The 25,476-nt window shown below is 66.0% G+C and carries 26 protein-coding genes and 1 pseudogene; 13 read left to right on the top strand and 14 right to left on the bottom strand.

Annotated features, from left to right (window positions below; translation table 11 throughout):
- Window positions 1-44 precede the first annotated feature (44 nt).
- Together BJA_RS19820 and BJA_RS19825 are read left to right on the top strand one after the other, a co-directional pair.
- The gene (locus BJA_RS19820) at window positions 45-341 is read left to right on the top strand and encodes a hypothetical protein (protein WP_011086772.1); all 297 of its coding nucleotides are present in this window, start codon (window positions 45-47) and stop codon (window positions 339-341) included.
- Between the two features lie 147 nt (window positions 342-488).
- A complete protein-coding gene (locus tag BJA_RS19825; RefSeq protein ID WP_244423867.1) occupies window positions 489-2,714 on the top strand; it encodes a hypothetical protein in 2,226 nt (741 codons plus the stop codon).
- A gap of 91 nt (window positions 2,715-2,805) precedes the next feature.
- On the opposite strand, the gene BJA_RS19830 is transcribed toward BJA_RS19825, so the two are convergent.
- Window positions 2,806-4,197, bottom strand: coding sequence for an NAD-dependent succinate-semialdehyde dehydrogenase (locus BJA_RS19830; protein WP_011086774.1), 1,392 nt, complete (start codon window positions 4,195-4,197; stop codon window positions 2,806-2,808).
- A 278-nt stretch (window positions 4,198-4,475) separates the two neighbouring features.
- Between BJA_RS19830 and BJA_RS19835 the strand changes: the two are divergent.
- Together BJA_RS19835 and BJA_RS19840 are read left to right on the top strand one after the other, a co-directional pair.
- A pseudogene (locus BJA_RS19835) lies at window positions 4,476-5,734 on the top strand (serine hydrolase domain-containing protein).
- Window positions 5,735-5,909: 175 nt separating this feature from the next.
- Window positions 5,910-6,791 carry an AraC family transcriptional regulator gene (locus BJA_RS19840; protein WP_011086776.1) on the top strand — a complete coding sequence of 294 codons (882 nt, stop codon included), beginning with the start codon at window positions 5,910-5,912 and terminating at the stop codon, window positions 6,789-6,791.
- A 73-nt stretch (window positions 6,792-6,864) separates the two neighbouring features.
- Here the strand turns inward: BJA_RS19840 and BJA_RS19845 are convergent, their stop codons facing one another.
- A complete protein-coding gene (locus BJA_RS19845; protein ID WP_011086777.1) occupies window positions 6,865-8,415 on the bottom strand; it encodes a carboxylesterase/lipase family protein in 1,551 nt (516 codons plus the stop codon).
- Window positions 8,416-8,535: 120 nt separating this feature from the next.
- Between BJA_RS19845 and BJA_RS19850 the strand changes: the two genes are divergently transcribed.
- The 3 genes from BJA_RS19850 to BJA_RS19860 all read left to right on the top strand — a co-directional run bounded on the left by BJA_RS19850 (window position 8,536) and on the right by BJA_RS19860 (window position 10,553).
- Window positions 8,536-9,327 carry an AraC family transcriptional regulator gene (locus BJA_RS19850; protein ID WP_011086778.1) on the top strand — a complete coding sequence of 264 codons (792 nt, stop codon included), beginning with the start codon at window positions 8,536-8,538 and terminating at the stop codon, window positions 9,325-9,327.
- A 201-nt stretch (window positions 9,328-9,528) separates the two neighbouring features.
- Complete coding sequence (locus BJA_RS19855) at window positions 9,529-10,191, top strand: SRPBCC family protein (protein WP_011086779.1); 663 nt, start codon at window positions 9,529-9,531, stop codon at window positions 10,189-10,191.
- The gene (locus tag BJA_RS19860) at window positions 10,191-10,553 is read left to right on the top strand and encodes an ArsR/SmtB family transcription factor (RefSeq protein ID WP_011086780.1); all 363 of its coding nucleotides are present in this window, start codon (window positions 10,191-10,193) and stop codon (window positions 10,551-10,553) included. Before BJA_RS19855 ends, BJA_RS19860 begins: the two co-directional genes overlap by 1 nt.
- Before the next feature lie 42 nt (window positions 10,554-10,595).
- Here BJA_RS19860 and BJA_RS19865 read toward each other — a convergent pair whose 3' ends face one another.
- Window positions 10,596-11,093, bottom strand: a complete 498-nt coding sequence (locus tag BJA_RS19865; RefSeq protein WP_011086781.1) for a peptide deformylase — start codon at window positions 11,091-11,093, stop codon at window positions 10,596-10,598.
- A 77-nt stretch (window positions 11,094-11,170) separates the two neighbouring features.
- On the opposite strand from BJA_RS19865, the gene BJA_RS19870 reads away from it, so the two are divergent.
- Window positions 11,171-11,755, top strand: coding sequence for a TetR/AcrR family transcriptional regulator (locus BJA_RS19870; RefSeq protein ID WP_011086782.1), 585 nt, complete (start codon window positions 11,171-11,173; stop codon window positions 11,753-11,755).
- Between the two features lie 107 nt (window positions 11,756-11,862).
- Window positions 11,863-12,450 carry a membrane protein gene (locus BJA_RS19875; protein ID WP_011086783.1) on the top strand — a complete coding sequence of 196 codons (588 nt, stop codon included), beginning with the start codon at window positions 11,863-11,865 and terminating at the stop codon, window positions 12,448-12,450.
- 178 nt (window positions 12,451-12,628) lie between these two features.
- Here BJA_RS19875 and BJA_RS19880 read toward each other — a convergent pair whose 3' ends face one another.
- Window positions 12,629-13,090, bottom strand: a complete 462-nt coding sequence (locus BJA_RS19880) for a cupin domain-containing protein (protein WP_011086784.1) — start codon at window positions 13,088-13,090, stop codon at window positions 12,629-12,631.
- A gap of 184 nt (window positions 13,091-13,274) precedes the next feature.
- Between BJA_RS19880 and BJA_RS19885 the strand changes: the two genes are divergently transcribed.
- Complete coding sequence (locus BJA_RS19885) at window positions 13,275-14,495, top strand: MFS transporter (RefSeq protein WP_011086785.1); 1,221 nt, start codon at window positions 13,275-13,277, stop codon at window positions 14,493-14,495.
- A 43-nt stretch (window positions 14,496-14,538) separates the two neighbouring features.
- On the opposite strand, the gene BJA_RS19890 is transcribed toward BJA_RS19885, so the two are convergent.
- The 3 genes from BJA_RS19890 to BJA_RS19900 form a co-directional block, all read right to left on the bottom strand.
- Window positions 14,539-15,411 carry a bifunctional helix-turn-helix transcriptional regulator/GNAT family N-acetyltransferase gene (locus BJA_RS19890; RefSeq protein ID WP_011086786.1) on the bottom strand — a complete coding sequence of 291 codons (873 nt, stop codon included), beginning with the start codon at window positions 15,409-15,411 and terminating at the stop codon, window positions 14,539-14,541.
- A 52-nt stretch (window positions 15,412-15,463) separates the two neighbouring features.
- Entirely contained in the window at window positions 15,464-15,877 is a 414-nt protein-coding gene (locus BJA_RS19895) for a cupin domain-containing protein (protein WP_011086787.1), read from the bottom strand.
- 79 nt (window positions 15,878-15,956) lie between these two features.
- Entirely contained in the window at window positions 15,957-16,358 is a 402-nt protein-coding gene (locus tag BJA_RS19900; RefSeq protein ID WP_028171032.1) for an Ohr family peroxiredoxin, read from the bottom strand.
- A 148-nt stretch (window positions 16,359-16,506) separates the two neighbouring features.
- On the opposite strand from BJA_RS19900, the gene BJA_RS19905 reads away from it, so the two are divergent.
- On the top strand, window positions 16,507-16,977 hold the full coding sequence (locus tag BJA_RS19905; RefSeq protein WP_011086789.1) for a MarR family winged helix-turn-helix transcriptional regulator: 471 nt from the start codon (window positions 16,507-16,509) through the stop codon (window positions 16,975-16,977).
- Between the two features lie 75 nt (window positions 16,978-17,052).
- Here BJA_RS19905 and BJA_RS42305 read toward each other — a convergent pair whose 3' ends face one another.
- From BJA_RS42305 to BJA_RS19935, 7 genes are all read right to left on the bottom strand, one after another.
- Window positions 17,053-17,208, bottom strand: coding sequence for a hypothetical protein (locus BJA_RS42305; RefSeq protein WP_011086790.1), 156 nt, complete (start codon window positions 17,206-17,208; stop codon window positions 17,053-17,055).
- Window positions 17,209-17,310: 102 nt separating this feature from the next.
- Window positions 17,311-17,664, bottom strand: a complete 354-nt coding sequence (locus BJA_RS19910) for an MmcQ/YjbR family DNA-binding protein (RefSeq protein WP_011086791.1) — start codon at window positions 17,662-17,664, stop codon at window positions 17,311-17,313.
- 65 nt (window positions 17,665-17,729) lie between these two features.
- A complete protein-coding gene (locus BJA_RS19915; RefSeq protein ID WP_011086792.1) occupies window positions 17,730-18,773 on the bottom strand; it encodes a low specificity L-threonine aldolase in 1,044 nt (347 codons plus the stop codon).
- Entirely contained in the window at window positions 18,773-20,023 is a 1,251-nt protein-coding gene (locus BJA_RS19920; protein ID WP_011086793.1) for a dicarboxylate/amino acid:cation symporter, read from the bottom strand. Before BJA_RS19920 ends, BJA_RS19915 begins: the two co-directional genes overlap by 1 nt.
- Window positions 20,020-20,703 (bottom strand): GntR family transcriptional regulator, encoded by a 684-nt coding sequence (locus tag BJA_RS19925; protein WP_038967643.1) that lies wholly within the window; start codon window positions 20,701-20,703, stop codon window positions 20,020-20,022. Before BJA_RS19925 ends, BJA_RS19920 begins: the two co-directional genes overlap by 4 nt.
- Window positions 20,704-20,788: 85 nt before the next feature.
- A complete protein-coding gene (locus BJA_RS19930) occupies window positions 20,789-21,022 on the bottom strand; it encodes a tautomerase family protein (RefSeq protein WP_011086795.1) in 234 nt (77 codons plus the stop codon).
- Window positions 21,023-21,058: 36 nt separating this feature from the next.
- Window positions 21,059-21,799: an SDR family oxidoreductase gene (locus tag BJA_RS19935; protein ID WP_038967644.1), complete on the bottom strand. Its 741-nt coding sequence runs from the start codon at window positions 21,797-21,799 to the stop codon at window positions 21,059-21,061.
- A gap of 104 nt (window positions 21,800-21,903) precedes the next feature.
- Between BJA_RS19935 and BJA_RS19940 the strand changes: the two genes are divergently transcribed.
- Both BJA_RS19940 and BJA_RS19945 read left to right on the top strand, forming a co-directional pair.
- Entirely contained in the window at window positions 21,904-22,797 is an 894-nt protein-coding gene (locus BJA_RS19940; protein ID WP_011086797.1) for a LysR family transcriptional regulator, read from the top strand.
- Between the two features lie 996 nt (window positions 22,798-23,793).
- Window positions 23,794-25,458, top strand: a complete 1,665-nt coding sequence (locus tag BJA_RS19945; RefSeq protein WP_011086799.1) for an acetolactate synthase large subunit — start codon at window positions 23,794-23,796, stop codon at window positions 25,456-25,458.
- Window positions 25,459-25,476: the final 18 nt, after the last annotated feature.

The following is a 25,476-nucleotide window of genomic DNA, read 5'->3' on the forward strand; positions in this document are numbered from 1 at the left end:
TCAACCGGCCGATTGCGTCGGTCCATGAGAGCTATGGAGACACTATGGCTGACAAACACGAACAGAGCATGGTTGGTACGTGGACCAAAACCACGGCGGCTGCGTGTGCGGACAAATATCCCGCCACCATCACATTCTCGACCGGCACCTACCGCGGCATGCGCGGCGAGGGGCAGGGCATGGTGTGGTGGGACGCGGGAATCTACCGTCTCGAGGATTCCAACACACTCGTCGTCGGGACGGCCAGCGATGAACTTGTGACCTATCGCATTTCACTCGAGGCCGACCGGTTTGAGTTTACGGATTCCGAGGGCTGTGTCGTGACCTATCGGCGCGCGTAGGACTGCGCACGCCACAGCTGACTTGAGATAACGCGGGCGTACCCGCGAACGAGCCCGATGCTCACGTCGATCGCCTCGTCATTTCAACGAGGAGATTACGACATGTGCAATTGCTCAGAGCATGAATCGAGTGGCAGCCTTGCAAAGATGACCGGGGCATCGGTCGAGCCGGCCATGAAGCCGCAGGTGCCGCTGTCGCGTCAGATCAGCATCAGCGATGAGGATTCCGGCGATCAGCCGGCCTCGACCGATCTGCAGCCGTTTCCGCCGTTCAGACTATGCAGGCTCGACTTTCGCGAAGGCTGCTACCAGATCAACTTCAGGCCGACGGCCGGCTTCGTGTCCTTCGAAGGCACGCTGCGCGTCGATCGCTCGGCGCCCGACGGCGGCGCGGATCATCTGATCGTCAGCGGCGATCTCTATTCGAAGCGGCCGGTGATCGGTCCGATCCCCCATCCGTTGCCGCCGGTGGGGAACAAGGACGGAGATGCAGCCACAGCGGACGCGGGGCTGACGAGCCTCGCCGGTTCGCTCAGCGCGGTCGATGAGCCGGCTATTCCGTTCCCGATCCGCAGGCCGAGGATCCCCATCTTCCCCCGCGCGCGCTATCATTCCTATCTCAGGGTGACCAGCGTGTCCGCGCCGGTCGCGGTCCCGCTGCCGAAGAAGTGCGAGCTCACCATCGTCGCCGAGCAGTTCAATTACACGCAGCCGCCGGTCGGCCAGTTCAAGGGCACGTTCCCGGCGACGCCGTCGCGCACCGTGACGATGAAGCTTGCGAAGGTGCCGGCGCCGTTTCCGTTCTCCCTGACCGGCGGACCGTTCTACGAGGGCCGGCTGTTCGAGGGCGGTGTGGACAAGGGCAGCGTCTCGCTCGCCTGGGTGTCGAAATTCTTCCGCAGAGCGACGCTGGAAATCGATACGCTGGTCGGCGCCGTGCGGCCCGCACCGGTGCCCGACGGCGCCGGCGGCACGGAGTTCTTCGACACGATCTTCGCCAGGACCGGCTGGCAGCTGACGGTGGTGCAGGACCAGCTCAACGTCCCGGTGCCATCAGGAGTGGTGCCGACCAACTGCTGGAGCTCTGCGGATCTGCACGCGCTGATGACGACCGTGCGCAATCCGGCTACGAATCTGGACGCCGAATGGCGCGTGCACATGATCGTCGTGCCTGCGAAGCTCGGCTGCTCGCGCGGCATCATGTACGACCAGATCGGCGTTCCCCGCGAAGGCTGCGCGAGCTTCTCCGATGACGGCTATCCCACCTCGGACTCGTCGAACTTTGGTCTCGCCGCGAACAGGAAGCAGCGCGATGTGCCGCGTGCGTTCCTGCGCAGTGCGACCCACGAGCTGACGCACACGCTGAACCAGATCCACCAGGAGCAGGAGACGGCGGCCGACAACTCGATCATGACCACGACGCCGAGCGTGGCGGACGTGCTCGGAGGTCCCGCGACCGGCGAGCCCGGCGTGTTCCCGGATCAGATCAAGCTCGCGCACAACACCAACGTCCGTCATCACCTGAACCACATGCCGGATCCGGTCATTCGTCCGGGCGGATGGCCGTTCGCAAGCTGGTTCCCGACCGGCGCGCCGCAGGCCGCCGACCGGCACGACTTCGAACCTTCCGAGCTGACGCTTGCGGTGACGGCTACGACCGACCGCGTCGCGCTCGGCCAGCCGCTGGATCTGACCTGGACGATGACGAACACCAGCGGCGTGTCGCTGCGCACGCCGAACGACGTCGGCATCGAGGCCCTGTTCGCGTCGATCACGGTCACCGATGCCGAGGGGCGCGAGCGCCCGGTGAGGCCCTTCGTGATCCTGTGCGAGCACGCAAAATTGAGCGAGCTCGAGCCCGGCAAGAGCGTCACGGCCTCGGCGAAGGTGTTCTGGAGCACGGCGGGCTTTGCCTTCGAGCGACCGGGCCGCTACCGCGTCGACGTCGCCGTGTCGTGGTCGGCGCAGGGCGTGATGGTGGGCGTGCAGTCGGGGATCGACGTGTTCGTCGACTATCCGTCCAGCGCCAGCGACAACCATTCGGCCAATCTCGTGCTGCATCCCGAGGTCGGCAAATGGGTGGCGCTCGGCGGCGATGCCTATCACCTCGGCGAGGCGTGCCGGCGCTTGCAGGCGCTCAGCCAGACCGCGGCGCCGGCAGGTGCACTGGCCGTCGCCGGCGACGGTGCGCCCGCGCCGCGGGTGCTCGACGGCTTCGCGGACCTGCTGCCGGACCGCGCCAAGCTTGCGAGGCTGCGTCCCGAGCTGACCGCCGACACGGGCGGCCGCGCGGAACGCGGTCCCGCGCGCGCGGCAGCCCCGGGGCGCAAACGCGCGGCGAAGGCGAAGAAGCGCACGGGGCGAAAGGGGTAGGCCGAAGCCGGAGCCACGGGTATCGATCGCCCGACCCATCCATCGCACGTCACCCGCGCCGCGCACGGCGCGGGTGACGCACGACGCGCCGTCAGAACCGGGCGTCGATGTCGACGACGTCGATCAGCTTGTGATTGACGAACTCCTTGAGGCCGAGCCCCAGCAATTCGCGTCCGTAGCCGGAGCGGCGGATGCCGCCGAAGGGCAGGTCGGCCTCGACCTTGGTCGGGTGGTTGACGAACACCATGCCGGTCGAGATCTTCCTGGCGACGTCCGCGCCGTGCTTCGTGTCGGAGGTGAACACCGAGCCGCCGAGGCCGAACGGGGAATCATTGGCGATGCGCACGGCATCATTCTCGTCCCTGGCGCGAAATAGCATCGAGACGGGGCCGAAGAATTCCCAGTAGCGCGCCGGATTGTCGTCGGCGACATCGGTCAGGATCGTCGGCTGCACGAAGGCGCCCTGGTTGGGGACGGGCGGGCCGACCTGCTCGGCCTTGGCGCCATGCGCAACGGCCTGGCGGATCTTCTCTCTGATCTCGTCGGCCGCCGCCTGCGAAGAGAGCGGCGCGAGCGTGGTTTCGGGGGCGAAGGGGTCGCCCGCCCTGAGGCCGGCCACGCCCTCGCGGTAGCGCGCAAGAAATTCGTCATAGACCGCATCGACGATGATCATGCGCTTGGACGAGACGCAGACCTGGCCGCCGTTCCAGTGACGGCCGAACACCGCCCATTTGATCGTCTTGGCCATGTCGGCGTCGGCGAGCACGACGAACGCGTCGGCGCCGCCGAGCTCCATGGTCGACTTCTTCAGCGCCTTGCCGGCCTGCGCGGCGACGACCGCGCCGGCATCTTCCGAGCCCGTGAGCGCCACGCCATGGACGCGCGGATCGTTGATGATCGTCTCGACCTGCGAGCGTGTCGCGTAGAGATTGATGAAGGCGCCCTCGGGCAGCCCCGCCTCACGCATCAGCCGTTCGAACGCCGCCGCGCTCTGCGGCACGTTGGAGGCGTGCTTCAGCAGCATGGTGTTGCCGGCCGAAAGCTGCGGGGCGATGATGCGGGCGATCTGGTAGTAAGGGAAGTTCCAGGGTTCGATCGCGAGCAGCACGCCGAGCGGCTCGCAGACGATGACGGCCTCGCCCTCGGCGGGATCGGCGACAGTCAATTTCTCCGGCCGGAGCAGGCTTTCGGCATTCTGGACGTAATATTCGAAGATCTTCGCGGACAATTCGACCTCGGCCTTCGCTTCGGTGAACAGCTTGCCCATCTCGAGCGTCAGGAGCTTTGCGTAGGCGTCGGCGTCCTTGCGCAGCAGGTCGGCTGCCTTTTGCAGGATCGCGCCGCGCGCGGCAAAGGACGTCTCGCGCCAGGCAAGGAAGGCCGCATGCGCCGCGTCGATCGCGCGGGCGACCTCGGCATCGGTGGCGGTGGGGAATGTCTCGAGGACTTCACCCGTGTAGGGGTAGGTGGTTGCGTAGGCCATGTGTCGTTCTCGCTCCAGGCATCGTGCAGTGTTTGGTGCCGGCTGCCTTCATGCGCTTCCGACGGGACTGCTGATGAAAGGATGGATCACAACCCAATTCGTCACTTTGAGACAGGTCAATCGAGATGCCTCAGCGCCGTTCACGAGACTGCGAGCGGGCGGTGGTCGGACCTGTCGTCATCAGGGGGCACTGCACAGCACCCCGGCACAAACGCGGGATGTGGGTTGCGCTGTCTCATGATACGCCAGCCACATCGTCCTCTCCGGAGCCTGCCTTCATGTCCGTCGCGACCACCGCCAATCAAGCCCCCGCAACCGCCGCCGAGACCGATCCCGAAACGCTCGGCTGGATGAAGGGCTTCCCGCCGGCGCCGGAGCGGACGATCACCTTCCAGGACGGCTCGTTCCGCAGCTTCCCCGAGCTGCGCTGGGCCTGGAGCAATATCCGCCAATTGGTGCCGACCGTGAACGTCTGGCGCGGGGCGGGACCGGCATCGCCGCTGCCGCGCGAGGACACGACATCGGCGCGGTCGCCTCGACCACGATGGACGGCCGTCCCATGACCTTCGCGAAAATGCTGGAGGAGACCTACACCGACGGCATCGCCGTGCTGCATCGGGGCAAGCTGATCTACGAGCGCTATTTTGGTGCGTTGAAGCCGCACAAGCCGCATATCGGAATGTCGGTAACGAAATCCTTCACCGGCGTGCTCGCGGGCATTCTGGTCACCGAGGGCAAGATCGATCCGCAGGCACCGGTCACGGACTATGTACCGGAGCTGAAGGCGAGCGCATTTGGCGATGCGCGCGTGCACGAGGTCATGGATATGACCACCGGCCTCGAATACACCGAAGTCTACACCGACAGGAATTCGCATGTGTGGGGCTTGCGGCGCGCCAACGGCATGGCGCCGATCCCGCCTAATTATGACGGCCCGACCACCATTTTCGATTTCCTCGTCGCGCAGAAGAAGCAGGGCGAGCACGGCAAGGCCTTTGCCTACAAGACCGTCAACACCGACGTGCTGGCCTGGATCTGCCGGCGCGCCAGCGGCCTGACGCTGTCCGATCTTCTCTCCGAGCGGATCTGGACGCAGATCGGCGCGGAAGAGGACGCGCATTATCACGTCGACCGCATCGGCACCGAGAGCGGCGGCGGCGGTCTCTCGACCACTTTGCGCGATCTCGCCCGCTTCGGCGAGACCATGCGCAATCACGGCCGTTTTAATGGCCGCCAGATCGTGCCGTCGTCCGTTGTCGAGGACATTTCGCGCGGCGGCGATCCCGAGAAATTCAAGCCGGCCGGCTACACCACGTTGCCAGGTGCCTCCTATCGCAATCAATGGTGGGTGACGCACAACCCCCACGGCGCCTACATGGCGCGCGGCGTCCACGGCCAGGGCATCTACGTCGATCCCAAGGCCGAGATGGTGATCGCGCGCTACGCCTCGCACCCTGTCGCGGGCAACGCCGCCAACGATCCCGTGACGCTGCCGGCCTACATGGCGCTGGCAAAGGCGCTGATTGCGGGCGGATGAGGTGAGGTTGTAGGATGGGTAGAGCGATAGCGAAACCCATCGGCTTCTCTCGCGGAGCACCAGCGATGATGGGTTTCGCTGCGCTCTACCCACCCTACGAGTCCCCAAACCGCAAGATCGGTCGAGCACGTCGCAGCCGTCAGCGACTAACTGGAGCCGCCACGGAGGAGGGACGATGAAGGCGGCGCTGCAAAATTATCAGGATCGGATGCGGCGGGTGCTGGAGCATATCGACCGGCATCTCGACGCTGATCTGGACCTCGACACGCTGAGCGCTGTTGCGGCCTTCTCGAAATTTCATTTCCACCGGCAGTTCACGGCGACCTTCGGGCTGTCCGTGCATCGCTATGTTCAGCTTGCCCGTATGAAGCGCGCTTCGCATCGGCTGGCCTACAGGGACGACGAAAGCGTCACCGACATCGCGATGGATGCCGGCTACGACGCACCGGACGCCTTCGCCCGCGCCTTTCGGCAACGGTTCGGGCAATCGCCGTCGTCGTTCCGGAAATCTCCCGACTGGGAGCCGTGGCTTGCGGCCTTCGGGCCTCTCGACAACGCAAGGAGCAAGCTCATGCAGAAGACCTTTACCCCTGACGACGTGACGATCCGCGATGTCCCGCCCACACGGGTGGCGATCATGGAGCATCGGGGCGACCCGGCGACGCTTCCTGCCACCATCCAGCGGTTCATCGCCTGGCGCAGGGCGGCTAACCTGCACCCCAGGACAAGTCCGACCTTCAATGTCTGGCGTTCCGAGCGGCGTCCCGCCTCGCCGGCCGATTACAGCGTGGACCTCTGCGCCGGGACCGACCAGCCGATCCAGGCGAATGGCGAAGCGATCAAGGCCGGCGAGATCCCCGGCGGACGTTGCGCAGTGCTGCGCGTCGTCGGCCACACCGACAATCTGGAGCCCGCCGCGCTCTACCTTTATCGCGACTGGCTTCCGGCCAGCGGCGAGGAAGCGCGCGACTTCCCGATTTATTGCCAGCGGCTGAGCTTGTTCCCGGAGGTGCCGGAGCATGAGGCGGTCGCGGAGCTTTTCCTGCCGCTGAAATAGCGCACCTGACGGCGGCCTGTCCGTTTCGGTCGTAGGAGACGGACTGGTCGCTATCGAGTTGGCGGTTAAGCCGCTATGCCATCTCGCGCCAGCGCATCGGCAATACGCCGTCCTGCCTGAAACTGTCGAGGAAGCGGAAGCGGGCGGCTTGCGGATTGGGACGGGCTTCGATCGTCGTATCGAGGATCTGCACGACGTCGTTCTCGTCATAGGCGGGCCAGGGTGGCAGACCTGATCCGTTCGGATTCCCCTGCGTCGCGAAATTCACCCAGTAACCCATCATCGTCCGCGCCAGCGCGCGGTCCTCCTCGGCCGGCGGTGCTGTGCTGCCGATCACCTGTTGCGGCGTCAGCGTGCCGAACACGAACGGGATTTCGGTGACATGCGAGGCGATCGGCGTGTAGCGCGACGTATAGCTGAACAGATAGCCGTAGGCGGGCGCGCGCCGGCGACGCCGATGCAGCCGCAGCCACTGCCAGCACTGCTCGCCGATCACGGTGTCGCCGGTGAGGGCCGCCGCGGAGGCCTTCGCCTCGGCATCGGTCGCGGCAGGGTAGACCTTCAGGAAATCGGCCATGCGTTCCCCGCCGAACATTGCCTCGGCCGCGGTGAGAAAGGCGCGCGCCGAGTGGTCGGGCAGGGATTGCGCAGGGAAGGGGAATTCCTCCGCGCTATTCCAGCCCGCCAGCAACGGGATGTGCATCTGCTCGCCGCGCAGGAATCTGCGGGCGGGCACGTCGGGCACCACATCATGATCGATGCTCGGTGAGAATGCCGAGACAACGGGGCTGGCCTTGAAGCTCCATGGTGCGGCTGCATTCAACTGATCGGCCGGCATCGCGCGCAAGGCGGCGATGGACTCATCGCCTTGTTGCCGGGCGAACGCGAGACCGCGCGCGCGGGCTTCTTCAAAACTCTGAAGTGGCCCGTGCTTGCCATCCCAGAACGCGCCGCTCTGTCCGATGGCCTTGTGAAACAGTCCGTGCGCGAGCGGCGAGGCCATCAGGATCCCGGCGGCCATGGCGCCGGCGGACTCGCCGAACAGGGTGACGTTGTCAGGATCGCCGCCGAAGCCGGCAATGTTGGCCTTGACCCAGCGCAGCGCCGCCAGTTGGTCTCTGAGGCCGTAATTGCCCGACGGCGCTTCCGCGTCGAGATCAGGATGGGCGAGGAAGCCGAAGACGCCGAGGCGATAGTTGAAGCTGACGACGACGACCCCGCTGGCCGCCAGCGCGCCTCCGTCGGTCGCGGGGTTGGCCGAGGAGCCGAATTGAAAGCCCCCGCCATGAATCCACACCATCACGGGCCGCCTCTCGTCCGGATGCTCCGCTGTGGTCCAGACATTGAGATAGAGGCAATCCTCGTCGCGCGGTCCCGGCCGATGGTCGTTTTCGAGAGCTGAAAGACAGCCTGCGCCAAACACACTTGCATCTCGCACGCCGTCCCAAGGCGCTGGCGGCCGCGGTGCGCACCAGCGCAGCCGTCCAACCGGGGGCGCCGCGTAGGGGATGCCCTTGAACGACAGCACGCCGCTTGCGTCCCGCACGCCGCCGCGCACGAAACCGGCTTGGGTGCGGACCACACGTCCGAGTTCGGCTGCTGTCGCGGTCGTGAAGGCATTCATGGTCGTATCCCGTCATCGGTAGGCGCCTGGCCGCCGCCCGGCAGGTTTGGCAGCAACCTATCGACTTTCGCCCTCGTTGAATTTAGATATTTAGCCAATCAATGACTAAAAACCGGCAGCATGCGGCAACCCCTTCGCTTTCCATGGTCCAGCCTCGATGTGGACGATCGCTCCGCCCCGGTCATCGCCGTGCGCGTTGACGTGACGGGGACCAAGGGGGAGGTCCCCGATCACAGCCACCGCAAGGGACAACTGGTCTTCGCGTTGGGAGGTGGTGTCACATGTCGCGTTCCCAGTGGCCTGTGGATGGTGCCGCCACATTGCGCGGTGTGGATTCCCGGCGGCATGCAGCACAGCAACCTCGCCACAGAGAATGCCCGGCTGTTTTTCGTCTACATCGAGCCCGACATCGTGGACCTGCCGGGTCGATGCTGCACGCTGTCGATCTCGCCGCTGCTGCGTGAGCTGATCGTCGAGTTGTGCGATCAGGTCGGGGATGACTTGGCGAGGGTGGACCTCCTGGCGAGCGTCCTGCTCCGCGAGCTGCCGCGCATGCCCGTCCAGCAGCTCCATCTGCCGCTCTCGTCCGAGCCGCGGTTGAAGCGGATCGCGGCTGCGCTGGCAAAAGATCCTTCCGACCGCAGGACCCTCGCCGAATGGTCGAAGCGCGTCGCGCTCAGCGAGAGCAGCCTCGCGCGTCTCGTCGTCAGGGAAACGGGTCTGAGCTTCGGGCGCTGGCGCCAGCAATTGCACCTGATCGTCGCCCTGCGAGAACTCACTGCCGGCGCCAGCGTGCAGCAGGTCTCGGCCGATCTCGGCTACGAGTCCGTCGCGGCCTTCATCACGATGTTCAAGAAAGCGCTCGGCAAACCTCCGGCAAAATATCTCAACAGTATCGTGCGGGATGCGTAGGGAAGCACGCAACTTCCCGATCTATTGCCAGCGGCGGAGCTTCTTCCCGGAGGTGCCGGAGCACGAGGCGGTTGGGGACCTTTTTCTGCCGCTGAAGGAGGGGCACCGAATTCCAGGCGTCGAACGTCGTGAATATAAGACTTGACTTATATTAGTGCAGATCGATATTTGCCCTTGCGATCAACGACAAGGAGGAATGCAATGGAGATCGACGTCGCCAGAGTCTTGGGGCTTGTGACGCGTTCGGTGCGGAATTTCGAGAAAGACGGCAAGCCGGCCAGCGCGGTGACACTGACGCGGCTTTACGAGACGAGCGTTGACGATCTTTGGGACGCGGTGACCAGCAGGGAGCGCATTCCGCGCTGGTTCTTGCCGGTCGAGGGAGACCTCCAGCTCGGCGGAAGGTACCAGCTCAAGGGCAATGCGGGCGGCACCATCACGGCATGTACGCCGCCGACCCATTTTGCAGCGACGTGGGAATTCGGTGGTGCGATGAGCTGGATCGACGTCCAGCTCGCGGCAGAACGACATCAGGCGCGGTTGACGCTGGAGCACACCGCGATCATCGAGGATCACTGGAATCAGTTCGGCCCAGGCGCCGTGGGTATCGGTTGGGACCTCGCCATTGCCGGACTTGAGCGATATGTCGCCACCGGGGCATCGGTCGACCATGAGACGGCCGAGGCATGGATGGGATCTCCTGCGGGCAAGGAATTCATGACACGAAGCGGCGAGCAATGGCGCGAGGCGCATGTCGCGAGCGGGGTCGACCCTGACACGGCGAAGCAGCGCTCGGACCGCACCATCGCCTTCTATCGCGGCGAGATGCCGCCCGATGTCGCACATCCAGGCACAGGAAGCTGATGCACGTCTTCGAGGTCCTCGCCGATCCCGTGCGCCGTCGCATCCTCGAGCTGCTGTCGCCCGGGGAAATCGCGTCCGGCGAGGTCGTCGAGGCGATCGGGGCGGAGTTCGGAATCACGCAGGCCGCCGTGTCGCAGCACCTCAAGGTGCTGCGCGAGAGCGGCTTCGCGACGGTTCGGGCGGAGGCGCAAAGGCGGCTCTATTCGGTCGACGTTGCGGGGCTTCGCGCGGTGGATGCGTGGATCGGTCAGTTCAGGAATTTCTGGGAGCCGAAGCTGGACGCGCTGGCGACCGAGATCGCGCGCGGCAAGCGGGAGCGTCGTCACGCTCCCGTCACCAAACGGAGCGGGAAGAGGGCTTGAAGGCGTCGCGAACAAGGTGGCGAAGCCGCCTTAGCGTCACGGTCACCCCCGCGACATTTTCTCGAACTTCTTCACCAGCCGTTCCCGCTTCAGCCGCGACAGCCGCTGGATCCAGAACATCCCGTCGAGCTGATCGATCTCGTGCTGGTGACAGACGGCGCGCAGGGCTTCCGAATCCTCGGTCTGCATGGTGCCGTCGAGATCCCAGTAGCTGATGCGCACGCGGGCGTGACGCTGGACCTCGTCGTTGACCCCGGGCATCGAGACGCTGCCCTCCCGGTGCATGATCATCTCGGGCGAAGCCCATGTGATCTCAGGATTGACATAGGTCCGTGCGCCGTCTTTGGCGTCGAGCTCGAGCACCACGACGCGCAAGGGCACGCCGATATGCGGAGCCGTGATGCCGATGCCGGGCGCGGCGCGCATGGTGTCGAGCAGGTCCGCGGCGAGCTCGCGGAGCTCGTCGTCGAACGCAGTGACGGGGCGGGCAGGAATCGCCAGCCGGCGGTCGGGGTAGCGGACGAGGGGGCGGATGGTCATGCACGCTCCTACCACTCACGGATGGTTGAAGCACCTCGTTCTTGACGCCCTACCAACTGGAAGGTAGTTAATGCGCCATGACCAACGTTTCCTCGACCGCCGACGAGATTCTGGCCTGCGCGCGCACGCTGATCATTGCCGGCGGCTATAACGGCTTCAGCTACGCCGACATCGCCGACATCGTCGGCATCCGCAAGCCGAGCATCCACCACCATTTCGCCAGCAAGGTCGACCTGGTCCGCACCCTCGTGTCGCGCTATCGCGAGGAGGCCGCGGCGGGACTCTCCGCCATCGAGCGCAACATCCCGGACCCCGGCGCACAGCTCAAAAGCTATCTCGCCTATTGGGAGGCGTGCATCAAGGACGCGACGGCTCCGTTCTGCGTGTGTGCGCTTCTTGCCAGCGAGCTTCCGCTCCTGCCCGAGGAGGTGGCGCTTGAAGTGCGCGCCCATTTCCGCGCCCTGGCATCCTGGCTGACCTCGGTGATTGAGCGCGGCAAGCGGCAGGGGCGGCTACAGCTTTCCGGCACGGCGCGGGTCGAGGCCGAAGGATTCATGGCCACGGTTCACGGCGCGATGCTGTCGGCGCGTGCCTATGGCGATCCCAAGATGTTCGGTGTCATCACCCGGCCGCTGCTGGAGCGGCTGTCCGCAACGCGCTGAGATCCACCCGGCGGGCCCCCCGACAATCACACAAGCTGCAAGCCACCTGCGTCGCTGCAATTTCGCTTCGCTCGAGAAACTACCAACTAGTAGGTAAGGAGACTGTCATGAGAGATCATCATCAGCCGGATTCGGCCGGTCAGGAGCAATGGCTGAGGCTGTACTACTTCACGCGCGCGGGGTTTTCCGTCGCTTGGGTCGCCGCAGCGTTTGCCGTCGGTCAGTCCTCCGCGCCGGTCGCCGGAATTTTGCTCGTCGCCTATCCGGCGTGGGACGCCGCGGCCAATTGGCTCGACGCGCTGCGCAGCGGTGGGCTCGGCCAGAACCGCACCCAGGCTCTGAACGTCCTGGTCAGTCTGGCGACCACAGTCGCGGTCGTCCTTGCCTTGCAGGTCAGCATGAACTGGGTGCTCGGCGTGTTCGGTGCATGGGCGATCCTGTCCGGATTGCTGCAGCTCGGGACGGCAATCCGGCGCTGGAGGCGTTTTGGCGCGCAGTGGGCCATGGCGCTCAGCGGTGGCCAATCAGCGCTGGCAGGCGGCTTCTTCATCGCTCAAGCCGCGATGCCCGCGACTCCGTCGATCACGAATGTCGCCGGCTATGCTGCGGTCGGCGCGCTCTACTTCCTGGTCTCGGCGATCTGGCTCACCGTCAGCGCGTGGCGGCGTGGCGCCAGGCGGGCTCGGCTGGGGTGATGCGATGGCGTTGGCGGGATCATGACAGGATGCCGGTGTTTTGCCCGACGAGTCAAATTGCGGCCTGGTATCGCAAGTGATCGGCATCGTAAATGACCGACATCGTAAGTCATTGATCCCGCAGCGCCCGCCTACTGTGCATGGGGTTGTTTTCGAGATTTTTGTTCTCGTGGCCGAACTAGCCGTCCGGATAGGGCTTGCCATCCTTGTGCAGGAACCGGCCGTCGGAAGCCGGGCTCATCATGTCGATGTCGGAGCAGGTGATGAGGTCGGCGGGCGAGCGCGAGCCGATTTCGAGGTAGAAGGCCATCGCGTCCGACCGGTTGATCATGTGATGGCCGTTGCCGCTGCCTTTCGGAAAGGCGGCGCAATCGCCCGCGCGCAAGACGGTTTCACCGTCGTCCTCGATCAGTGTCAGTTCGCCTTCGAGCAAATAGACGAACTCGTCCTCATGCGAATGCCAGTGCCGCTGGCTCGACCAGCTGCCCGGCGGCAGCCGCATCAAATTGACGCCGAAATCGGAAAGGCCCCCGGCGTTGCCGAGCCGCTGCCGGATGCGCTCGGCGCAAGGAAGGCTGAAGGGCGAGGGATAGCCGGAGCCTCTGCGCTCCGGCACTGCGGCGATGTCGATCTTGGGCATGCGGGTGCTTTCCTGAAACCTTTGGAGTTATGAGGCGCGAACAGGCCGCATCAGGGGCGGCGCTTGCGGAACCGCGCACCGGCGGCACGGTCGCGATCGCCGGAAAATTAAAGTACCGTCGCCTGTCGGCGCGCGCCAATCCCAATCGTCTTTCACTCAGACAGACTGACGGGAGACAAGGAAAATGAACTCGTCCTACTATCGCTGGGTGATCGTCGCCGCCGGCGGCCTGCTTGGCTGTGTCGCGATCGGCGGCATGTTTTCGCTGCCGGTGTTCCTGCAGCCGATCGCCAAGGACACCGGCTGGTCGGTGACCGGCATCTCCAGCGCCATGACGATCGGCTTTCTGGCGATGGCCTTCACCAGCATGGCCTGGGGCACCGCGACGGACAGGTTCGGGCCGCGGCCGGTGGTGCTGACGGGCTCGACGGTGTTGGCGCTGAGCCTGTTCGGGGCGAGCCATGCGACCTCGCTCATTGCGTTCCAGTTCGTGTTCGGCCTCTTGGTCGGTGCCTCCTGCGCGGCGATCTTCGCGCCGATGATGGCGACCGTCACCGGCTGGTTCGACACCCATCGCAGCCTCGCGGTCTCGCTGGTGTCGGCCGGCATGGGCATGGCGCCGATGACGATGTCGCCGCTCGCGGCCTGGCTCGTCTCCGGCCATGACTGGCGCACCTCGATGCAGATCGTGGCACTGGTGGTCGGCGCCATCATGATCCCGGTATCGCTGCTGGTGCGCCGTCCGCCCGCACTTGCGCAGGCGACGCCCGTGCCGTCGGGTGAGGACGCCGCGCAGGCGGAGATGTCGCTGGGGGAGGCGCTGCGCTCGCCGCAATTCCTCATCCTGCTCGCGACCAATTTCTTCTGCTGCGCCACCCATTCCGGCCCGATCATCCACACCGTCAGCTATGCCGTGAGCTGCGGCATTCCGCTGATCGCGGCGGTGACGATCTACAGCATCGAGGGTTTTGCCGGCATGGGCGGCCGCATCGCCTTCGGCCTGCTCGGCGATCGCTTCGGCGCTAAGCGCGTGCTGGTCACGGGCCTGCTGTTGCAGGCGTTCGGCGCGCTCGCCTACGTCTTCGCGCATCAGCTCGCGACTTTCTACGCGGTCGGCGCCATCTTCGGCTTCATCTATGCCGGCACCATGCCGCTCTACGCGGTGCTGGTGCGCGAAAACTTTCCGCTGCGCATGATGGGCACGGTGATCGGCGGCACCGCGATGGCCGGCAGCCTCGGCATGGCGACGGGGCCGCTCGCCGGCGGCCTGATCTACGACGCGTTCTCGAGCTACGCCTGGCTCTACATCGCCTCCTGGGCGATGGGCCTCGGCGCCTTCCTGATGGCGATGACCTTCCGCCCGTTCGCGAAGCCGCAAGGGCAGGTGGCGACCGCGGCGGCGTGAGGCTGTAGCCCGGGTGAGCGAAGCGACACCCGGGACTTCTGCCTCACAGCTGCTTTTCGAAGAACAGATCCGGATAGGGATCGTCATTGAACCGCGGGATCTCGCGCCAGCCCGTGCTGCGGTAGAGCTGGCCGGCCTCGGGGAGGGCGCTGTTGGTGTCGAGCCGCAGCAGCGCGATGCCGAGCTCGCGCGCCGCGTCTTCGGCCGCGTCCATCAGGCGACGGCCGAGCCGCAATCCGCGCGCGGCGGGGGCGACCCACAGCCGCTTGATCTCGGCATAGCCGTGATCGGTTCCCTTCAGCCCGACACAGCCGATCGGGAGCGTGTCCGACATCGCGACGATGAAGCTCCCGCGCGGCCGGCGCATGTCCTTGGCATCGGGATCGCGCGACAGCGAAACGTCAAAGCCCTGTTTGAAACGGCGGCTGAGCTCCGCGTAATATTCGCCGAGGCAATAGCGCGCCTCCTCGGATCGCGGGTCCGTCTCGTCGAGCGCAACGCGCTCGCGTGTCAGCGCGGAGGCGATCATGTCCATGGCCGCCAGCAGCGCATCGCGCTGCAAATGGTGGGCGAGGAAGCTTTCTGCCTGCGTATTCGACAGCGCCTCGTAGGCTGCGAACTCGCGCCGGCCCGTGCGTGTGAGTTTTGCCACGCGGCGGCGCGCATCGCCCGCATGCGCCGTGGTCTCGACCAGCCCTTCGTCTTCGAGGCTGCGCAACAGCCGGCTCATCAGCCCGGAATCGAGCCCGAGATAGTCTCGGATCTCGGCCACGTCCGAACGTCCGTGCCCGATTGCGTTGAGCACCCGCGCGGCGCCGAGCGGCCGGCCACGGCCGAGGAACGAGGTGTCGAGCGCGCCGACGGCGGAGGTGACGGCACGGTTGAAGCGGCGAACGCGTGAGACGGGGTCGAGCATAATATCTGACTTTAGTCAGATATTGTCTCCTGGTCAATTGGAGTGGCTGGCCTCACTTCGCCAGCGTCAGCAGCGGCTTGTCCTTCGCGACGATATAGGTCGCAAGCTCGCTGGCGGTCTCGGTGCCCACGTTCTTCGCCGCATGCACCGTGCCGGACGGGATGAACAGCACGTCGCCGGCCTTCAGCGTCACCGGTGGCTTGCCTTCGATGGCGTATTCGATGGCGCCTGACAGCACGTAGATGATTTCTTCGCCCGGATGGGTGTGCCGGCCGAACGCCACGCCGGGGGCGAGGTCGACGCGCACCTGCACGGCTTCGCGGCCGGGCGCGCTGAGATCGTGGCGCTGGAGGTCGGTGCGCGTGACACCGGCCGGCTGCGCCGCTACCGGCAGCGTGAACAGGTTTGCGGCCAGTACGGCTGTGCTGGCGAGGATACGCACGGCGGGCAAAAGACGATGGCTCATGGTCGGCTCCGTGTGGTCGCTGGATTGATCGCACCACGCGGGCCCAGCCGATGCCGGCCGGTTCCCGCGTCGTGGCGCTTCAGACGAGGGTGGTGGTCACCTCGATGTTGCCGTGCACCGCCTTGGAGTACGGGCAGATGCCGTGCGCGGCCTCGATCAGCTCCTGCGCCACCGCACGGTCGACGCCGGGGACGCTGACGTCGAGACGGGCGCGCAAGAAGAAGGCGCCGTTCGCATTGTTGAGGTCGATCGCGGTGTCGACCGACGGCTCGCTCGGCAGCTTGACCTTGCGCTGGGCGGCGGCGAGCCCGAGCGCGCCGAGGTAGCAGGCCGACCAGGCGGCCGCGAACAGGTTTTCGGCGGCCGGATGCGGCTGCGCCAACTTGATGTCGAGGAAGCCGTCGCTGGAGCGCGCGGCACCGTCGGAGCCTGAGGTGACGTGGGTCTTGCCGGTAAAGAGAAGCTTGGCAGCGGATGACATGGCGGGGTCCTTTCGGGATGCCATTTATCGTATCCGATCTAATCGGATGCGCCTTTAAATAAACCCGCCGCATCCGCCGGTCAAGATCTTCCGATTTAATCGGATACGATTTATATCGGTTGGCAGATCACGAATTGCGGAGGTTCCCGTGGCCCGTTCCCCCAAAGCCGCCGGCAAAGGCCGAAAGCTGTCGAATTTCCTGTGCTTTGCGGTCTATTCGGCCAATCTCGCCTTCGGCCGTGCCTACAAGCCCCTCTTGGACAAGGTCGGGCTGACCTACACCCAGTACATCGCCCTGGTGGCGCTGTCGGAGGAGGACGAGCAGACCGTCAGCGCGCTCGGCGAGAAGCTGTTCCTGGAATCCAACACGCTGACGCCGATCCTGAAGAAGCTCGAGCAAACGGGTTACATCAGGCGCCACCGTGATCCCGCCGACGAGCGGCAGGTGCGGGTGAGCCTGACGCCGGGCGGGCGCAAGCTGATCGAACAGGATCTCGGCGAGTCCCTGATCGAGGCGACCGGCCTCGGCGACGATTTTCCGGTGGTGCAGAAGACGGTGAGCACATTGCGCGACAATCTGCTGCGCGCGACCCAAACGGGTGCAGAGAAGAAGCGCTGAGCGGGGCGGGCTTCTGCAGGGAAGCCGGAGGCGGTGTCCGCCTCCGGCGCAAGCACGAGGGACAAGCGCTCCGCTTCAGCTGCAGACCGTGCGCGGAATCATCCATGTCGCAAAGGTCTGCCAAATCCCGTCTTCGCGACGGCGCTGGTAGGCGACGAAGTCGGCTCCGTCACCATGCACGAGTTCATAGCGATGAGATTTGGCGGCTGTGGTGGTGCTCGGTGAGCTCATAAAACACTCCATCTCGAATGGACTTTGCCCTCAGTTAGTTGCGGTGCAGCACAAGTCCATGGGAGGAACATCACGTTATGGCGAGGGCGGCGCAGCGAGGCTCTAGTCCAGCCCCAGCATCTTGCGCGATTTGCGCGTCAGCTTGGCCACGATCAGCGCGTGGGCCTGCGCCAGATAGGCGGTGAGCTCGGCATCCGGCAGGGCGTTGTTGCTGACGAGCTGCACCCATTTGGCGCGGGCGAGATACGGCGCCGGACGTGCCACGCCGTGCTCGATCAGCATCGCATAGGCCATGTCCGAGACCTTGAACATGTAGCCGCCGGAGCTTGCGACAAAGCCGCCGCCGAGCGCGAACATCTTGCCGCCGACCTTGAATACGGAAGTGCCCTCCCACTGCACCACCTTGGTGGCGGCGGGCAGGCGCAGGCAGCGCGCTTCGAAGCTTTTCGGAGTCATGGGGCGAGCGATAGCACGCCGCGTGCGGCTTGCAATGCGCGCGCTTGCTGCTTGCAATGCGCGCGCTAGCGGCCGAGCGCCGCGAAGGCGGCAATGGTGCGGTCCACCGCCGCTCCGTCGATGTGGCGATGGGTGACGAGCCGGAGCTGCGAGGGGCCGCTGGCCTGCACCAGGATGCCGCGCTGCTTCACGCCCTCGGCCCATGCGGCGGCCTCGCGTCCGCTTGCGGAGACGTCGACGCGCAGGATGTTGGTTTGCACCTGGTCGGGATCGGCGAGTGCCGGGTCGAGCCAGCTCAAGGCCGCGGCGAGCCGCCTTGCTGCCGCGTGATCCTTGGAGAGGCGCTCGATCATCGTCTCCAGCGCGACGAGGCCCGCGGCTGCGACGACACCGGACTGGCGCATGGTGCCGCCGACGAGTTTCCGCAACGTGCGCGCCCGTGCGACGAACGCCGCGCCGCCGCACAGCAGGCTGCCGACCGGCGCGCTCAGGCCCTTGGACAGGCAGACCATCACGCTGTCGGCATGCTCGGCGATCCGTGCCGCCGGCACGCCGAGCGCGACCGAGGCATTGAACAGGCGGGCGCCGTCCAGATGCACGGGGATCCCGTTGCTCTGTCCGAGCGCGTGAATTCGCATCATGTGCGGCGGGGGCAGCACGGCGCCGCCGGCGCCGTTATGCGCAGTCTCCATTGCGATCAGGCCGGGACGTTCCGAGCCGCGGATCGCGTCTGCAAGCGCCGCTTCGTCCATTGCACCGCGACGGCTCGGCATGGGCTTGGGCACCAGCCCCGCGATCGTCACGACGCTGCCGAGCTCGGAGTTGAGCAGGTGCGCACCAGCGTCGGCGAAGACCTCTCCGCCGCGCTCGGCATGGGCGAGCATCGCCAGGAGATTGCCCATCGTGCCGCTCGGCACGAACAGGGCAGCTTCCTTGCCGGTCAACGCGGCGCCCCGCGCTTCGAGCGCGCGGACGGTCGGGTCGCCCTCGCGGCCGTCGTCGCCGAGCGGGGCCCGCTGCATGCGCTCCAGCATCGCGGCCGTCGGCAGCGTGACGGTGTCGCTGCGCAGATCGACGACGCCGTCGCGGCCTCTCTCTTGCGCGACCATCAGGCGTCCTGCACTTGCAGGCCGGCCGCCGTCGGCTGGGTCTCATCGGCGGCCATGTCGCCGGCAAACTTTTCGACCAGCTTCACCGCGACCGTGTTGCCGAACACGTTGATCGCGGTGCGGCCCATGTCGAGGAAGGCGTCGACGCCGGCGATGACCGCGAGCGCCTCGATCGGCAGCCCGATCGCCGACAGCACCATGGCGATGGCGACGAGCCCGCCGGAGGGGACGTTGGCGCTGCCCTTGCTCGCGATCGTCGTGACCATGACGATGGTGAACAGCGTCGACCAGGTCAACGTCACGCCATAGGCTTCCGCGAGGAAGGTGACGGCGAGGGCAAAATACATGATGGCGCCGTCGCGGTTGAAGGCATAGCCGAGCGGCAGCACCACCGAGACGATGCGCTCTGAGGCGCCCATCGCCCGCAGCTTCTCCATGTGCAGCGGCAGGGTCACTTCCGAGGAGCGGGTGGAGAAGGCCAGGATCATCGGCTCCATCACCGCCTTGGTGACGGCAAGCGGCTTCTCGCCGATCGCAAGCAGCATCAGCCAGAAGATCGCGACCATGATCGCAAGGCCGAGATACATCACGCCGACGAGCTTTGCGAGCGCGACCACGGTGGCGAGGCCTTGCGTCGCGAACAGCCACGCCATCACCGCGAAGATGGCGATCGGAGCGAGCGAGGTGATCCATTTGGTGATCTTGAACATCGCCGCCATCACCGCCTCGAGCACGGCGACCATGGGCTCGCCGACCTTGCCGCTAGAGGCGAGTGCGAGGCCGAACAGAATGGCGAAGACGAGCGTCGGGAGAATCTTCTGCTCGGCCATCGCCGCGACGATGTTGGAGGGGATCATGTCCATGAAGAACTTGATCCAGTCCACCGACACTGCGAGGTTCTGCGGCACCTTGCCGGTCGCGGCCAGCGGGGCGCCGGCGCCGGGATGGAAGGCGGCGTTGAGGAGCAGGCCGATCAGGATCGAGATCACGGTGGCGAGGTAGAAATAGCCGAGGCTGATCGCGGCGACGCGCCCCAGGACCTTCAACTCGCTCCCCATGCGGTAGAGGCCGAGCGTGACGGCTGCGAACACCACGGGAATGACGATCATCTTCACCGCCTCGACGAAGGCGGTGCCGATCGGCCGCAGGCTCGCGCCGAAATCCGGCCAGAGCAGGCCGACGCCGAGGCCCAGCACCAATCCGAGCAGCATCTGGAACACGAGCGGCAATCTGAACAGCGGCCGGATCATGCGTGGTGGTCTCCTTGTCCCGGATATTGCGTGCGGATCGCGCCCAGCGCGGTGAGGCGGGCCTCGAATGCGGACGACAGATGCCGCCACATGCGCTGCTGCGCGGCGTCAGGATCGTGCGCTTCGATGGCCGCGTAGATGTCGAGATGCTCGCTGACGGCCTGGCGCGTGCGCTCGACGCTGTATTGCCGCATCTTCTGGAGGGCGAGGCCGCTCTGCGCGCGCAGATTGTCGTAGGACTGCGCCAGCCGGCCATTGCCGGTCGCGCGAAAGAGTTCGTCGTGGAAGGCCCAGCCGACCTGCTGCGCCTCCTCGACATCGATGTTTTCGCGCGACTGAATGCTGCGCAGCTCCCCGGCGCATTGGCGCAGCGGCTCCGTCGGCCCGCGCGTCGCGGCGAGATAGGCGGCCATGCCTTCGAGCGCGAGCCGCAATTCATGAATCTCGCGCAGATCGTCAAAGGACATCTGGCGCAGGAAGGTGCCGCGCATCGGATGGATGGTGAGCAGGCCGTCCTTGGCGAGCGCCTTCAGCGCCTCGCGGATCGGGGTGCGGCCCAGCGCCAGGCGGCTCGACAGGCTGCGTTCGGAGAGGGGTTCGTCAGGCGCAAACTCGCCTGACACGACGAGGTCGCGGAGCAGGGCATAGGCGCGGTCGCGGTCGAGGGAGGCGGTGGGCATAACTGACATACCAGCGGCATGTCAGAGGAATGTCAAGCGGGCCTACTGATTTTGCTGGTGAAACGAACCAAGGGCGGCACCGAGCTCAGCCTGAAGCTGGCGTGACGGCGTCGCGGGCGCGCCAGGCGTCGGGAACGACGAACACCTCGTCGGCGCGGCCGTAGCCGCCGTCGGGGACTTCCTCGATCAGCACCATCGTGTGCGGCCGCGCCGCTTCGCCGAAATAGTCGACGAACAGCGCGGTGAGGCGATGCACGATCTCCGCCTTCTGGGTGCGAGACAGCGCGGCTTGCGGAATCTTGATGTTGGCGAAAGGCATGATGGGTCTCTCCGTGTGATGCGATCGTGCCGTGCGTCAGACCACGCCGCCATTGGCGCGGATGACCTGGCCGTTGATCCAGCCGCCATCGCGACCGGTGAGGAAGGCGACGATTCCTGCGATGTCGTCGGGCTGGCCGAGGCGGCCGAACGGGTTCATGGCGGCAATGGCGCGCACCTGCTGCTCGCTCTTGCCTTCGAGGAACAGCCGGGTCTCGACCGGCCCGGGCGCCACCGCGTTGACGGTGATGCGCCGGCTGCCGAGCTCCTTGGCGAGGATGTGCGTCATGGTTTCGACCGCGGCCTTGGTCGCGGCGTAGACGCCGTAGCCGGGCTGGTAGAGACCGACCACGCTGGAGGAGAAGCTGACGATGCGGCCGCCGTCGCGAAGCCGCCGCGCCGCCTCGCGCAAGGACCGGAACACGCTTCCGAGATTGATCGACGTTTGCCGCGCGAACGCTTCATCGGTCACCTCGGCGAGCGGCCCGAGCTCGATGATGCCGGCATTGTTGACGAGGATGTCGACGCCGCCGAAGGCGCGCTCGGCCGCATCGAACAGCCGCGAAGGGGTTGCCGAATCGGCGAGGTCGGCCTGCACGGCGATGGCGCGCCCGCCGGCGGCCTCGATCTCGGCGACGAGCGCATCGGCAGCCGCGCGGCCGCTCGCATAGTTGATCGCGACCGCAATCCCGCCCTGCGCCAGCCGGCGGGCGATCGCTGCGCCGATGCCGCGGGAGCCGCCGGTCACGATGGCGGCGCGCTGATGTTGGTGGGTCATGGCAGGTCTCCTCGTTGTCTTCAGCCGGAGATTTAGCTGATCGCCGTGGCCGGATAATCGCCTCAGACTTGCCATCACTTGTCGGCTGTGGTGAACAATCGGCCATGGACCGATTTGACGCCATGCGTCTGTTCGTTCGCCTCGTCGAGCGGCAGAGTTTTACGGCTGCGGCCGCCGATCTCGGCATTCCCCGCTCGACGGCGAGCGAGGTCTTGCGCGGCCTGGAGTCGCGCTTGGGCGCGCGCCTGCTCGACCGCACGACGCGGCATGTCACGCCGACGCTCGACGGCGAGGACTACTACCGCCGCTGCGTCGCGATCCTGGCCGAGGTCGAGGAAGCGGAAACTGCGATGCGCGATGCGCGGCCGCGCGGCCTGCTCCGCATCGACGCCCATCCCTTGCTGACCCGCACCTTCATCCTGCCGCACCTGCCGGCATTCCTGGCGCGCTATCCGCAGCTCGACTTGCAGATCGGGCAGGGCGACCGCCTGGTCGATCTCGTGCGTGAAGGCATCGATTGCGTGATCCGGTCGGGCGAGCCGGAGGACAGCGGGATGATCCTGCGCCGCCTCGGCACGATCGCCGAGATCACGGTGGCGAGCCCGGCCTATCTCGCCAGCCACGGCGTGCCTAGGGCGCCTGATACGCTCGACGGCCATCAGATGGTCGCCTTCGTCTCCTCGCGCACCGGCGATGTGCTGCCGCTGGAATTTTCGGTTCCCGGCGCGCTGCATCACGTCGTGCTGCCGAGCCGGGTTCGGGTCAACAATTCCGACACCATGGCCGATCTCGCACGGCTCGGCTTCGGCCTCGCCCAGGCCCCCCGCTATCGCTTCGCGGATGATCTCGCCAGCGGCGCGCTGGTCGAGGTGCTCGCCGACTATCCGCCGTCACCGACGCCGCTCTCCGCGCTGTACCTGCAAAACCGCCAGCCCGCGCTGCGCCTGCGCGTCTTCCTCGACTGGATATCGGGCATTTTTGCCGAGGCGAAGCTTTGATGTGACTCGTAGCCCGGGTGAGCGAAGCGATACCCGGGACCGCCGCCCGCACGAATCCCGGATATCGCTTCGCTCATCCGGGCTACAAGAGCTTGCGTTGCCCGACGGGCAAAACACCCAAGCTGCGGGTCAATCCGCTCAAGCAAAAATATTCCACTTTACCGAAATTCGGCTTTGGCGTATTCGTGCGCCACCTCATCCCGGTCAGAGGGGCGTATCGCGATCGTCACGACACGCGGGGTGAGCTGCGGTGGACGCTAGTCACATCGGCGCGAGGGCATCGCAGGGCGGGCAACCGTGAGCGAAGGCCGTCGCGCACACGACCGGTGTGATCTGCGTACGGCAAAACCGTGTCGTCCTGGCGCCCGGGGTCTGTGCGCCAAGTCTTGCGGTGATGCGGCGGCCCGACCGGGCGCGCACATCAGCGATCCGCAAGGCGACGGGGGCAATAGTGCATCGCTCCCCGGGGAGAACGCGGCATAAGCCGTCAAACCACTGCGCAGGGAAGGCCGTGTGTTGGGCTTCACCTGTATGCCGCTGTGCAGATTTTTCGTAGCCACCTTTCGCACAGTGGACCGTGGGTGCCTGGCCGGCACCCGGCCTTCCCTGCGCCCTCTGACATCGGAGGGTGTCGCGATGAAGCAAAGCTCGGGCGAAGCAAGCCGCGAGGATGCGAAGATGTGTCTGCGATTGGGAAATCCGACTGGTCGCGAGCACCAATTTATCACCGTCACCCTGAGGTGCTCGTCCTGCGATGTATCGCAGGGCGAGCCTCGAAGGGCGACGGCCCGGCTGCATCCCGGCCGTTCATCCTTCGAGGCTCGGCTTGCGATGCATTTGCACCGCAAGCCTCGCACCTCAGGATGACGGAACAGTCACTCTCTACATAGTTGGCCAACTGCGCCGCTTTGTGAGTTGTGCCGGAGCGCCACGCGGTTACGATACACTTGAGGTTCCCGTCGAACACAGGGGCCGACATTGTGACCGGGAGGCGACATGAGCGGGCAGGAGCGCAAGGTGAAGGGATCGGACCTGTTTGTCGCGGCGCTGGAGAATGAAGGCGTCGATCGCATCTTCGGCGTTCCCGGCGAAGAAAACCTCGATCTCGTGGAATCGCTCCGCACCTCCAAGATCGAGCTGATCCTGACCCGCCACGAGCAGGCGGCCGCCTTCATGGCTGCCACCCATGGCCGGCTCACCGGGAAGCCCGGCGTCTGTCTCTCGACGCTCGGCCCAGGGGCGCTCAATCTGTCCACGGGTGCGGCCTATGCGCATCTCGGCGCGATGCCGATGATCCTGATCACCGGCCAGAAGCCGATCATGAGCAGCAGGCAGGCGCGCTTCCAGATCGTGGACGTGGTCGCGACCATGAAGCCGCTGACAAAGCTGTCGCGGCAGATCATCAGCGCCTCCAGCATCCCGACCGTGGTGCGCGATGCCTTTCGCGTGGCGATGGAGGAGCGGCCGGGGCCGGTGCATCTCGAACTGCCCGAGGACATCGCGGGCGATGAAGTGCCGGCCGCTCCCGTGATTCCGATCCATCCGATCGAGATTCCGGTCGCCCACCGCGCCGCGCTCGATCGTGCCGCCGAGATGATTCTCGCCGCAAGGCATCCGCTGGTGATGATGGGCGCCGCGACCAGCCGGCCGCGATCGACCCACGGCATCGCGAGCTTCGTGCGGCGAACCGGCATTCCCTTTTTCACCACGCAGATGGGGAAGGGCACCGTGCCCGGCGGCACCAATCTCTATATGGGCACCGCGGCGCTGTCGGAGCGCGACTATGTCCACGACGCGATCGACGCCGCCGATCTGATCGTGGCGATCGGTCACGACCCGATCGAGAAGCCGCCCTTCATCATGGGGCCGTCGGGCCCGAAGGTTATTCACGTCAGCTACACGTCGGCCAGCGTCGAGCAGGTCTATTTCCCGGATGCCGAGGTTGTCGGCGACGTGGGCCCGAGTCTGGAGCTGCTCGCCGACCGGCTCGAAGGCAAGCTGCCGCAGGCCGCGGCGCTGCTGCCGCTCCGTGAGGAGATCCTCAGGCATATCGCCGACCGCGCCACCGAGGCGCGCTGGCCGCCGACGCCGCAGCGGATCGTGCACGACATTCGCCAGGTGATCCCGGAGAACGGCATCGTCGCGCTCGACAACGGCATGTACAAGATCTGGTTCGCGCGCAACTACCGCACCCGCGTCGCCAACACGCTGTTGTTGGACAACGCGCTGGCGACGATGGGCGCAGGCCTGCCGTCGGCGATGATGGCGGCGATGCTCTATCCCGATCGCCGCGTGCTCGCGGTCGCCGGCGACGGCGGATTCATGATGAACAGCCAGGAGATGGAAACCGCCGTCCGCCTCAAGCTCAACCTGGTCGTGCTGGTGCTGGAGGACAACGCCTACGGCATGATCCGCTGGAAGCAGGCAGTCGATCATTTCGCCGATTTCGGCATGACCTTTGGCAATCCCGATTTCGTCCTCTACGCGAAGGCCTATGGAGCCAAGGGCCATCGCATCGCGAGTATCGACAGCTTCGGCCCGACGCTGGATGCCGCGTTCAGGGAAGGCGGCGTGCACCTGGTCTCGATCCCGATCGACTATTCGGAGAACGTGCGGGTGCTCGTGGATGAGCTGCGGGCTCACGAGAAGTCGAAGGCGTGATGTGCTCGCCACTCTCGC

Source organism: Bradyrhizobium diazoefficiens USDA 110, from assembly GCF_000011365.1.
In the GTDB taxonomy this organism is placed as follows: Bacteria; Pseudomonadota; Alphaproteobacteria; order Rhizobiales; family Xanthobacteraceae; genus Bradyrhizobium; species Bradyrhizobium diazoefficiens.